The following is an 11,755-nucleotide window of genomic DNA, read 5'->3' on the forward strand; positions in this document are numbered from 1 at the left end:
GGGGAAAAAGGGCTCAAGACGTGCCATTTGCGCGTCCGTTAGCCAGTAAAGATCAGACATGTTCACCACTCGTTTTCCGAACCGTGAATCATGCGGCCACGCGGAAATCAATGGGTCCCGAGCCTAAGGTCTTCCTTTCAGCCATCGCTCTCGCCGCCACAGTTATCTTTGACTCTGAAAATCAATAAGTCTGGAACCTAGAAAACTCAGATTTTGAGATGACCGGGCTATAGGTTTGATCAAGGGGTATGAGGCGGGCGTAAATACGCGGGAGATGTGCATGACATTGTGGATCGACGCGATTTGTCTGTGCATCTGGTGCGTTGCTCGGGAACTCCAAAATAGCTACTCAAAAGCGCAGTCCTCAACCACCGCTTCGGTGAGGCTAACGAGCGACACGTAAAACGGTGCGGACAAATGATGCCCTTGAACCCTTGTCGCGAAGGCATTGTACCAGGGCAGTATGTCTTCAGCAGCAAATCGCGCGGCGTCCATTGCGCCGGGGCGCCCTTCCAGACACATCGCTAGATATTCGAGCATTATGGCCAAATGATCGGCCGGTTCAGAGATGCTATTGGCCACTTCTGTTCCGGCTTGCTTTAGCAGTGATTGCATTCTGCAATGTGGGGCAGACATGAGGTTCCCCGACCCTTGCCAAGCAGAGGCATATAGTGGGGCTGCTTCCCTGCCACCGGCCAGAAACACGCTTCCGTAACTGATTGCGAGTTCTTTTTGGGTGGTCTGCGGGTCAGACCACTTTTTCATTTCCCGGATCAGCTGATCTGATCCAACGACATCACTCAAAAGCTCGTCTGCGACCCCGCCATGGCACGCTTTGATGGTTGCCACGTCAAGTTCGCGCGCGAATCCCGTCGACAGAAAGCGCATCAGATCCGGAGAAACTTCCTTCATACGGTGATGGGTCCGCCAAAGGCTGTTACCGGTGGAACTTCTCCTTCAAACTTCTCCATCTCGACGATGCAGGTATTTGCGGATGTCGCCTGTGACAGTTTCGAGGCGCCCACATCCAAAGTGACCGTGTTGGGGTCGCCATACGTGTCGAGAGCGTTGGGCGCGGCATCGACCGGTCCATACCAGGCACCTTCATGAATGCGGATTACGCCTCTTGGATAGTCATCGCTCAGAATCGCGCCGGCCAACAATTGACCGCGATCATTAAAAACCCGCACGATATCGCCGTCTTCAATTCCTCGGTCAGCCGCGTCTTCGGGGTTTACATACACAGGCTCTCGATCCTTTACCGCATATGTTGCGCGGTACGGGTCGCTCTCGCACATCTGCGAATGAAGGCGCTGATCCGGGTGACACGATTGCAGCCACAACGGAAACCTGTCCGACCCCGGCCCACCATGAGACCGTTCGATTTTCTCCATCCACTTGGGGTGTTCTCCGCAATCATCATAGCCATAGTTGCCGATCGTCCGGCTGGAGATTTCGATAAATCCTGAAGGCGTACCAAGCGCATTTATTTCAGGGTCTTCGCGGAAATCGGCGTGTCTGACCCAAGGTTCGCCCCGTTCAAACCGAACCATGCCCTTTTCCCAGAACTCTTCGAAAGGTGGCATCTCATAGCTACCCTCGTTTGCGCTACGGGTCGTCTCATAAAGGCTCTCAACCCACTCCATTTCATCCCAGCCACGGGTGTATTCTTGCTCGCGACCGAAGCGTTGGCAGAACAGCGAAAAAATCTCAAAGTCGGTTTTGGAATGGAACAGCGGATCGACCAGCTTCTTCATGGCGATTACGCCGGAGCGAGAATATGAGCCGTAGCTGTCTATGTCGTTCCGCTCAAATTGGGTGCAGGCAGGCAGGACCAAGTCGGCGTGTCTGCACGTAGCGGTCCACGCATAGTCAATCGCAACAATGGTCTCCAGCTTTTGGATAGCCACGCGCATCTTGTTGTGGTCCTGATGATGATGGAACGGATTGCATCCGGTGAAAATTGCCATTCGGATGTCCGGATACGTAACTGTGTGCCCGTTGTGTTCGACTGTTCCACCAGGGTTCATCAGGCAGTCGATCCATCTGGCGACAGGAATTGTACTGCTGGCACCCAGGAAATTGTCGTCTGACCGTACAGGATCAACGCCAATATCCAAATTCAGAGGAAAAGCCCCGGGCATGCTGGCGCCAGATGGTGCCACGCCAATACCGCTATAGTGATGAGAGTAGCTGATGCCGCCCCCGGGCAGTCCGATTTGGCCCAACATGGCCGCGATGATCGCACCCATCCAATACGGCTGTTCGCCATGCTGTTGCCGCTGCACGGACCAACCGAAGACGAGCTGGGTTCGGTCCGATGCAAGCAATCGGGCAAACTCTTTGATCGTATCAACCGGGACACCGCAAATCGGCGCTGCCCACTCGGGCGTCTTTTCGACACCATCTTCAGCCTCGCCCATGACGTAGGCCATGAAAGGCTCGAACCCGAGCGTGTAGACATTCAGAAACTCTTCGTCGTGCAGACCTTCGGTATAGAGGGTGTGCGCCAGTGCCAGCATGAAAGCCACATCTGTCATCGGGTTGATGTAGAGTTGTTCGGCCCCAATGTGCTTTTGGGTTTTGGTTCGCACCGGGTCCACACTGATGGCCCGGATGTTGCCTGCCACGATTTTGTCCCGCAGCTGGTCAAAATACTCAAATGGTTCGTGTGTTTCGCAGGTCCAGCCGACTTGCAGGTTTTTCAGCGGGTCATTCGCCCAGAAAACGATAGTCTTGGCGTTATCCAGGATCAGTGGCCAACTGGTTCCCTGCGAATAAACTTCGGTGGACCCAAGCACGTAAGGAAGGATGGTTTGGCCTGCGCCAGTTGAATAGTCGCCCGCCTTTTTCACATAGCCGCCGTACATCGAAACGGCACGGTTCATGTGATTGATGCAGGAATGGAACTGGCCGGTCTGCCGCCAGCCCGTCGCCCCAGCGTAAAGCCCCGAAGGTCCATGCGTAGTCTGAACACGCTCCATTTCCTCGAAGAACAGGTCCAAAGCCTCATCCCAGGTCAGACGAACAAAGCGGTTGTCGCCCCGTGTGGTCCGGTCCGCGTCCTTTCGGTTATCCAGCCATTCTGCACGGGCCATCGGGTAGCGGACGCGCGACGGCGAATAAATCAGGCCCTGGATGCCGTTCACCATATCGGTCGGGTGCGGATCGTCGGCAAGTGGGCGAACCTCGGTCACCTGACCACCTTTGACAAGGGCCTCGATCGCACCCCAGTGTGAGCCTGATGTTTTCCAGATACCGGCAGATGTCAGTTGCTCGGCACGAGCGGTCGCTGGCTGAAGCAGGCTGGGCCCCAATAGTGCGGACAACCCTGTTGCTCCTGTGCCTTTCAGAAAATCACGACGCGTTGACATGGTTTTCTCCTCAGTGAGAGCCGCCATAGTCAGCGGAATGTTTTTGCAGGTAGGTCAGCACCAAATTGGCCTGGGCTTCGTCCATGTTGGTAAACCCGACCATACCGTTAAACTGCGCAGGCCAGGAGTTGGTCCCGAAGTGATCCGGGTCCGGCTGCGCGTGGCAAGTGGAGCAGTTGGCGGTGTAGCTTTCCTCAGCCACCGTCCAAAGTTCGTCAATCTCATCCACATATCCCTGTTTGTCCGACCAAAGCGTTACCGTGACAGGCGCCCAATCGAGCCCCGTCGCATCATCCGTCTGAGGTGCGGAAGCTTCGACCAGTTCAGTGTTCTGAGCCGTGTCCTTCGACAAAACGGCAACCCGAATATTGTGCCCGAATTCATCAAATATGACGCGCCCAAACCCTTTATCCTTGCGCCACGCCTTAAGTGCGACTTGAACACGGTCTCCGCTTTCATCCAAAACTTCGACGGCAGCACCGAGTGTCAGGTTACCCACCGGCTCCGAACCCTCGGCGCTGTCATAAACAGGGATGTCACGAATGGCGAAGTAGTCTTCGCCGACCGAGACGCTGCCTGAATTGGCTTTGTTTTCAAGCTTGGCCATGGCCGGGCTGCCCACGGCCACATTGTCAGGCAGGTGATGAGCTATGCCCTTGTGACACTCGATACAGCCTGTATTCAGTGCGGCTGCCGGTTTCATATAGAACCGCGCTTCGGCCGACATCGCGTCCCAATCCATGCTGTCGTAATCATGACAGTTCCGACATTCGAGCGAGTTGTTTGCCTCCAGCCGGGCCCATTCGTGTCTTGCCAATTCCGCGCGGCGTGCCTCGAACTTTTCGCGGGTGTTTATGGTGCCGAATACAGCCGCCCAGACTTCCTTCGACGCTTGCATTTTTCTGGCAACCTTGTTGGTCCACTCATGCGGTACATGACAATCCGGACATGTGGCACGGACCCCGGTTCGGTTTTCCCAATGGACCGTGGACTGAAGCTCTACATAGACATTGTCACGCATCTCGTGGCAGGAAACGCAGAACTTTTCCGTGTTGGTAAACTCCATCGCGGTATTGAAGCCGCCCCAGAAAATTATCCCGGTAATAAAACCACCCAGACTGATCACGCCCAGACTGATCGTTGTGGCAGGTCGGGATACCGTATTCCAGAAGGATGACAATGTAGACTTCAGAGACATAAGAACGTGCTCCTCGGCTCATTTTCTGGGTTTAGAGAGATCCAGTTGGCGGGCCGTAAATGATTTGAAGGATCCATACGGTGAACCCGTAAGCCCCGACCCCCAGGACTGTAATTCCGGGCAGAAACACCAACGTAATAAACAAGAAGGACAGCCATTCACGCTTGGCTGCGTCTTTCGAGCTGCTGATGGATTGATCTGTCATATCTATCTCGCTCGCCTAAGATGAAAACGCTCACGGCAATGTTACTACCATAGATATACCTGCTTGAATCAAAGGGCGCGGCGGAATGTCGCATCCTGAAGCTGATCTAGAGCGCTGTATTTACGTCTTTTTCCGGCAAGGCTTTCTGCTTTGGGTCCAACTTAATCATCTGAAAATGCAAAAAAGATGCCCCTTTCCACCGAATGATGGGCAAGCCTAGGGTATGATCTAGCGCTTCGTAGCACGAGACGCGATGAAGGGGGCTTCGAGGCCTTCACAAAAAAGTTGCACGGTCAAAGCTGAGGCTCGTTTCGTTTGCCCAGCCAATATAGGTTTCGCCCCTAAGGCGACTTTAACTGGTGATCTAACCAATCCATTCAGATCGTGTTTCTCTGGAATCCAAGAATTGCCAGGTGTCTATGGCGCCTGTGTCCGGTCAAGTTGTGCCGGTGTATCGACATGCCATCTCATGCCTAAATCCGAAAGATGCCTTTGAACCCGGCCCGGATAATCAGACACAATTGCGTCCACGCGCAGATCGATCATTCTGCTTATTTCTTCAGGGTCATTGACTGTCCACACAGCAACACAAAGGCCCAGTTCTTTCGCAAGTGACACATTTTCTGCGGTCACATCCGCAAAATAGGGGCACCAAAGCGCACCCCCGGCCTGTTTGACCAGTTTTGGAATTTCATCCCGACGGCCCCGAAAATCCGGGCAAACAGCTTTCGAGGAATCCTCACCGACATCGTCGGCATTTTCCGGGAGCTGAGTCAAGTAGGAAGACGGCAGATCAGGCGCCTGACGCTGACATTCTTCCAACAAGTTCCAATCGAAACTGTGCAAAACAGCCCGCGATGCCAAGCCTGTGGCACGAAGCTCCTGCAGCACACATTTAACGAATTTCCGCCTGTAAGATGAATCGTGGGTCAAATCGGGGTCAGATTTCAGTTCCAGCATAAGATTGGTATCACCGTATCTCGGTTCACCAACAAGTTTCAGCAAGTCCGACAGCGTGGGAACGCGAACGCCGTCCAGTTGGGCCTGATCAGGGAACCGACGACCATAAGCCGATTGCCCGTTCAACCGTCCGACGTCGAATTGCTGGATCTGCTCGACAGTCAGCGAAGAAACCTTTGGCTCTTCTCCTACCAAGAAACGGCCACTGGCGTCCCTAAAAGTCGGCGCGTGAAGCCGGTGGTTATGTGTGATGACGGGGACATCGTCAGCCGTAAGAACGACATCAAACTCAAGAAGCGGGACGCCAATGGAAAGTGTGAAGTCAAAACCGATCATGCTGTTTTCAGGCAAAACGCCCCGCGCACCCCGATGACCTACGACCCGGATCAAATCCTTGCCGCCGCGAAATGCTTCGACCTGAGGGAACACCATTAGTTTTCCAGTCTTTTGCCCGTTGCGTGGTCAAACAAATGCATATTCTCTGGTGCAACCGAGAACCGCATATTCGGATGGCGACCCTCGATCGGGTGGACACCCGGAAGGCTGATCGTGATCGTGTCGCCAGAACCCGTAAGGTGGCCGTGCAACAGTGTATTTGCCCCAAGCGGTTCCGCCATCTGAATCGCAGCTTCCAGCGGACCGCTTTCATCCAGCAGCAGGTGCTCTGGCCTTATGCCCAGCTTAATGGCGGCATCTGGACCGGCAGACGGGCCAACCGCGATGTCGCCGATCCGGATTGTCCCGTTTTCGCGCCGCGCTTCAAAAATATTCATCGCCGGGCTGCCGATGAATTGCGCCGCGAACAGCGTCTTAGGGGTCTCGTAGACCTCCAGCGGCGTTCCAATTTGCTCGGCGATGCCTCCATTCATTACGATCATTCTGTCCGCCATTGTCATGGCTTCGACCTGGTCATGTGTAACGTAAAGTGAGGTAATGCCGAGTTTTTCCTGAAGTTCGCGGATTTCAAGACGCATCTGAACGCGAAGCTTGGCGTCAAGGTTCGAGAGCGGCTCATCAAACAGGAAAACCGCTGGCTCGCGGACGATGGCCCGCCCCATCGCCACCCTCTGACGCTGTCCGCCTGACAACTGTCTGGGCTTACGGTCCAGCAAGGGTTCCAACTGCAGCAGCTTTGCGGCGTCAGTCACTTTTTGATCGATCTGATCTTTGGGCAACCCGGCAATTTTCAGACCATACCCCATGTTCTGACGCACCGACATATGCGGATAGAGCGCATAGTTCTGGAACACCATGGCGATGTCCCGGTCCATAGGCTCTTTTTCGTTGGCCCGTTCATCACCGATCCGGATTTCTCCTGACGTGACAGTTTCCAGCCCCGCCACCATCCGCAACAGTGTGGATTTACCACAGCCAGAGGGGCCGACGATCACAATGAACTCACCATCGGCGATATCGACATCAATACCGTGGATCACATCCGTCGGGCCAAAGCTCTTTTTGACATTCTCTAGGGATACTGTTGCCATTTCTTACTTCTCGCTATCGACAAGGCCGCGGACAAAGAGCTTTTGCATCGACACCACCACGATGACCGGCGGGATCATCGCCAGAATGGACGTCGCCATGATGACCGGCCATTCGGCCACATCATCGCCGGACGGGAACATCTGCTTGATGCCCATCACGATGGTATTCATCTCTGGATCAGTCGTGATCAGCAGCGGCCATAGGTATTGGTTCCAGCCATAGATAAACAGGATCACGAACAGCGCCGCGATGTTGGTGCGGCTCATGGGCACCACGATATCGATGAAGAACCGCATCGGTCGGGCCCCATCTACGCGGGCGGCTTCAGCCAGTTCATCCGGTATTGTCAGAAAGAACTGGCGGAACAGGAAGGTTGCTGTCGCCGAGGCGATCAAGGGGAAGATCAACCCATAGTAGCTGTTGAGCATTCCGAACCCTGCGACGACCTCAAAAGTCGGCACGATACGAACCTCGACCGGAAGCATAAGCGTCAGGAAGATCAGCCAGAAGAAAGTCGTCCGTCCGGGAAAGCGGAAATAGACAATCGCAAAGGCCGATAGCAGTGAAATCACGATTTTGCCCACTGCGATCCCAATGGCCATCACGAGGCTGTTGAACAGCATCGTGGCAACCGGGACATTCACGCCGGAAAACAGCGCGGCCTTGTAGTTCTCCCAGAACTGATCACCCGGCACCAACGGCATGGGCGGTGACACGATCTCAGGCTGGGTGACAGTAGAGGCGACAAATGCCAGCCAGATCGGGAAGAAGATGATCAAGACGCCAAGGATCATCAGGCCATGAGTCAACCAGATCCCCATGCCGCGATTTTCGACCATTCCGTGTTGTTGGGCTGCCATCAGTAGTGCACCCTTTTTTCCACGTATTTGAACTGGATGACGGTCAGCAGGCCAACGACGATCAGCAGAATGACAGATTGTGCCGAAGACGAACCAAGATCCTGTCCGACGAACCCATCCGAAAAGACTTTGTAGACCAGAATAGTCGTCGACTGCTGCGGCCCGCCGCCAGTGATTGTGTGAATGACGCCGAATGTTTCAAAGAAGGCATAGACGACATTCACCACCAGCAGGAAAAACGCGGTTGGTGACAAAAGCGGCAGCACGATCGTGAAGAACCGGCGCCAGAAGCGCGCGCCATCGATGGCGGCAGCCTCAATCACCGACCTTGGGACCGACTGCAGTGCCGCAAAAAAGAACAGGAAGTTATAGCTGATGCGCCCCCAGGCAGAGGCGACGACCACAAGCCCCATGGCCTCAGTGCCGTTCAGAACGTGGTTCCAGTCATAACCAAGCTGGCCGAGGTACCACGACACGACACCCACGCGGGTGTTGAACATAAACAGCCACAGCACACCTGCCACCGCAGGCGCGACCGCATATGGCCAGATCAAGAGCGTCCGATAGACACCCGATCCCTTGATCAGGCGGTCTGCGATGACCGCCAGAAACAAGGCCGGGATCATCGAGCACAGCGTGACAAGCGTCGAAAACACTGCTGTTGTCACGAAAGAGGCGCGGTAGAACTTATCGCTGAGCAGGAACTCAAAGTTGCCGAGCCCCACGAACTGGGACGACAATCCAAAGGGATCAGGTATGAACAGAGACTGCCAAACAGCCTGCCCGGCAGGATAGAAAAAGAATACAGCGGAAATGATGACCTGAGGGGCGATCAGCGCCAATGGCAACAGCCAGCCGCGAAAGGTGACGCGTTTTTCCATCCTGATGGTCCACCGAAGAAAGAGAATGCGGGCTCTGTAGAGCCCGCATCGGATTGTTGTTTATTGATTGGCGGATTCGAACCGGCGCAGTAGCGCGTCACCGCGTTCTTTTGCGCTGTCCATCGCTTCCTGAGCGGTCTTTTCACCGGACCAGACGGCCTCAAGCTCTTCGTCGATGATCCCGCGAATCTGGTCGAACGACCCCAGACGCAGACCTTTCGAATTTGCGGTCGGCTCCTTCGCAGTCATCTGGATCACCGCGATGTCGGTTCCCGGGTTTTCGTCATAGAAACCCGCAGCGCGGGTGGCTTCGCCAGCTTCAGCCGTGATCGGAAGATAGCCGGTGTTCTGGTGCCAGGCGGCCTGCACGTCGGACGACGACAAGAAGCTCAGGAATTCGCCGACGCCCTTGTATTCTTCAGGGTCATGACCTTCCATCACCCAAAGCGATGCGCCGCCGATAATGGTGTTCTGCGGCTCGCTCGTGACAGCTTCCCAATAGGGCAACGGGCGCACATCGAAATCGAACTTAGCCTCTGCCTTTATGCCAGCGTAACCGGCCGAGCTTTCCGTAAACAAAGCGCATTCGCCAGCCCGGAAGTTTGCCCCACCTTCGTTCCTGCGCCCGGTGTAGATGAACTTGCCATCCTTGGCCCAGTCACCCATTGCCGTCAGGTGTGCGACCTGCGCCGGACCGTTCAGCATCAGCTCGGTATCCAGACCGGCAAAACCGTTGTCCTTCGAGGCGAACGGAACGTCATGATAGGCCGACAGGTTCTCAAGATGGATCCAGCTTTGCCATGCAGTCACCAGCGGGCAGTCTTCACCACCAGCCTTGAGCTGCTCGAGAACGTCGCCAACTTTTTCCCAGGTGGACAGATCCGTATCCGGGTCGACTCCGGCCGCTTCCATGGCGTCGCGATTGACCCACAGAACCGGCGTGGAAGAGTTGAAGGGCAACGACAGCATGTCACCGTCAGTTGTCGTGTAGTATCCTTTGACCGCCCCAATATATGCGTCGGGATCGAAGGAAGCGCCGCTTTCAGCCATGACTTCATAGACCGGTTTGATTGCACCTTCGGCCGACATCATCGTTGCCGTGCCCACTTCGAACACCATCAGGATATGCGGCTGTTCACCGGCACGGAATGCGGCGATCCCCGCATTCAAGGTTTCCGAGTAGTTGCCCTTGTGGCTTTCGACCACGACAAACTCATCCTGGCTGGCGTTGAACTCCTCGACCTGCGCTTTCACAAGTTCACCCAGTCGACCGGTGAAGGCATGCCAGAACTGAACTTCGGTTTGCGCCATTGCCGCCACCGGGGACAAGGCAGTTGTTAAGGCAAGAGCGCCTAGCAGATTCTTATTCATGATTCCTCCCATGCATCAGGTTCGATGCTTCGTTGAATACCGACCGCTACGCGTAAACGGCACACATGACGATTTCACGACGTTAGCGTTACAGAAATATAATTCAAGCTTTATCTGTTGGATAAAAAAATAACACAATGTTATGTTCAAGGACAGCAGACTAGGATCGGCAATGAGTCAAATTCTGAGAGTACGGCAAATGGAAGCCCTTATGGCAGTGACCACCAACGGCTCTGTCACAGCGGCCGCAAACGATTTGGGGGTAAGCCAGCCTGCTGTCAGCAGATTGCTGTCGGATCTTGAAAAGTCACTTGGGTTCCAGCTTTTTGATCGCCGGGAAGGCAGATTGGTGCCAACACAGGAGGTTCGTTACCTCTTACCCAGCGTCGAACGTGTTCTCGAGCTTATGAGGCAAATCTCGGATGTCAGTCAGGACATCACAAAACGCAAAGCAGGGCACATCCGAGTCGCTTGCCTGCCCGGATTTGCCACCAGCCACCTACCCGATGTCGTCTCCAGATTTTTGGAAAATCGGCCTGGTGTCACCCTGACGATCGAACCAGATAGACCAGAACGCATTCTCGAATGGATGATCGGCGAACAATATGATTTTGGAATCACAGACAGCTTTAATGGTCACCCGGCGGTCGAAAGCACAAATATCGACGTCCGGACAGTTTGCGTATTCCCGACCGGACATGACCTGGAAAACCTCTCCGAAGTTACACCTGCGGACCTTGAAAAAAGTAAAGTCATCCACACACGACGCGACAGCAACTTTTTCGGACGGCTTTCGAAAGCGTTTCAAAATGCCAATGTCGAATTGAATTCACATATCGAAGTCAGGCAGTTCACAGCGGCCTGTGAATTGGCAGTAAGAGGCGTGGGCATCTCAGTCGTAAGCGAACTTGACGCCGTCCAATACACATCTCGAGGATTAAGCTATCGACCATTCAAGCCAGTGTTGCCGCACACCCTTTCGCTGGTGCGCCCGATCTTAAAGCAACCGTCACTGGTGACTTTGGAATTCATCGAACAGTTTAGGGAAAGCCTAAGACCATTTAGGGCAGAGTACGTTGGACGTTAAACACGGGCCTACACAAGCGAACTTGGGTTGAAAAAATACAATGCTCCTTCAGCGAAGCAGTTCGCAACTATGTTTAGCTGAACGGAGGGTCAATTAGCCTGGAGCGACGAAAGCCCCCTGCGGCGACCTGTTCAGTAGAAGTGGTTGCGGGGGGTCGCAACAAACGATCACGGCGGGCGGCACCTACAAAAGCAAAAACCGCCAAAGCCGACATGGCTGAGGCGGTTTCGCAAGTATCGTTGGTTGCGGGAGTAGGATTTGAACCTACGACCTTCAGGTTATGAGCCTGACGAGCTACCGGGCTGCTCCATCCCGCGTCAGTGTCAGATTT

The 11,755-nt window shown here is 54.6% G+C and carries 11 protein-coding genes and 1 tRNA gene; 2 read left to right on the plus strand and 10 right to left on the minus strand.

Features of this window, described 5'->3' with window-relative positions; genetic code table 11:
- On the plus strand, window positions 1-188 hold a 188-nt coding region (locus tag ACR0CG_RS22890), incomplete at its 5' end, for a hypothetical protein (protein WP_480527746.1).
- A gap of 157 nt (window positions 189-345) precedes the next feature.
- Here ACR0CG_RS22890 and ACR0CG_RS22895 read toward each other — a convergent pair.
- From ACR0CG_RS22895 to ugpB, 9 genes are all read right to left on the minus strand, one after another.
- A complete protein-coding gene (locus ACR0CG_RS22895; protein ID WP_480527748.1) occupies window positions 346-912 on the minus strand; it encodes a molecular chaperone TorD family protein in 567 nt (188 codons plus the stop codon).
- Window positions 909-3,374 (minus strand): trimethylamine-N-oxide reductase TorA, encoded by a 2,466-nt coding sequence (torA, locus tag ACR0CG_RS22900; RefSeq protein ID WP_480527750.1) that lies wholly within the window; start codon window positions 3,372-3,374, stop codon window positions 909-911. Before torA ends, ACR0CG_RS22895 begins: the two co-directional genes overlap by 4 nt.
- A 10-nt stretch (window positions 3,375-3,384) precedes the next feature.
- The gene (gene torC / locus ACR0CG_RS22905; RefSeq protein WP_480527752.1) at window positions 3,385-4,572 is read right to left on the minus strand and encodes a pentaheme c-type cytochrome TorC; all 1,188 of its coding nucleotides are present in this window, start codon (window positions 4,570-4,572) and stop codon (window positions 3,385-3,387) included.
- A gap of 31 nt (window positions 4,573-4,603) precedes the next feature.
- Entirely contained in the window at window positions 4,604-4,777 is a 174-nt protein-coding gene (locus ACR0CG_RS22910) for a periplasmic nitrate reductase, NapE protein (RefSeq protein ID WP_170617186.1), read from the minus strand.
- A 417-nt stretch (window positions 4,778-5,194) separates the two neighbouring features.
- Window positions 5,195-6,169: a glycerophosphodiester phosphodiesterase gene (locus ACR0CG_RS22915; protein WP_480527754.1), complete on the minus strand. Its 975-nt coding sequence runs from the start codon at window positions 6,167-6,169 to the stop codon at window positions 5,195-5,197.
- The gene (locus tag ACR0CG_RS22920; RefSeq protein WP_480527756.1) at window positions 6,169-7,224 is read right to left on the minus strand and encodes a sn-glycerol-3-phosphate import ATP-binding protein UgpC; all 1,056 of its coding nucleotides are present in this window, start codon (window positions 7,222-7,224) and stop codon (window positions 6,169-6,171) included. Before ACR0CG_RS22920 ends, ACR0CG_RS22915 begins: the two co-directional genes overlap by 1 nt.
- 3 nt (window positions 7,225-7,227) lie before the next feature.
- Complete coding sequence (gene ugpE / locus ACR0CG_RS22925) at window positions 7,228-8,064, minus strand: sn-glycerol-3-phosphate ABC transporter permease UgpE (RefSeq protein ID WP_480527761.1); 837 nt, start codon at window positions 8,062-8,064, stop codon at window positions 7,228-7,230.
- A 20-nt stretch (window positions 8,065-8,084) separates the two neighbouring features.
- Complete coding sequence (ugpA, locus tag ACR0CG_RS22930; RefSeq protein ID WP_170617192.1) at window positions 8,085-8,966, minus strand: sn-glycerol-3-phosphate ABC transporter permease UgpA; 882 nt, start codon at window positions 8,964-8,966, stop codon at window positions 8,085-8,087.
- A 60-nt stretch (window positions 8,967-9,026) separates the two neighbouring features.
- Window positions 9,027-10,337: a sn-glycerol-3-phosphate ABC transporter substrate-binding protein UgpB gene (gene ugpB / locus ACR0CG_RS22935; RefSeq protein ID WP_480527758.1), complete on the minus strand. Its 1,311-nt coding sequence runs from the start codon at window positions 10,335-10,337 to the stop codon at window positions 9,027-9,029.
- A gap of 172 nt (window positions 10,338-10,509) precedes the next feature.
- Between ugpB and ACR0CG_RS22940 the strand changes: the two genes are divergently transcribed.
- A complete protein-coding gene (locus tag ACR0CG_RS22940; protein ID WP_480527759.1) occupies window positions 10,510-11,424 on the plus strand; it encodes a LysR substrate-binding domain-containing protein in 915 nt (304 codons plus the stop codon).
- A gap of 240 nt (window positions 11,425-11,664) precedes the next feature.
- Here ACR0CG_RS22940 and ACR0CG_RS22945 read toward each other — a convergent pair.
- Window positions 11,665-11,741: transfer RNA gene (locus ACR0CG_RS22945), tRNA-Met, on the minus strand.
- Between the last annotated feature and the right edge of the window lie 14 nt (window positions 11,742-11,755).

The sequence above is a fragment of the Ruegeria sp. AB8 genome (genome assembly GCF_056542605.1).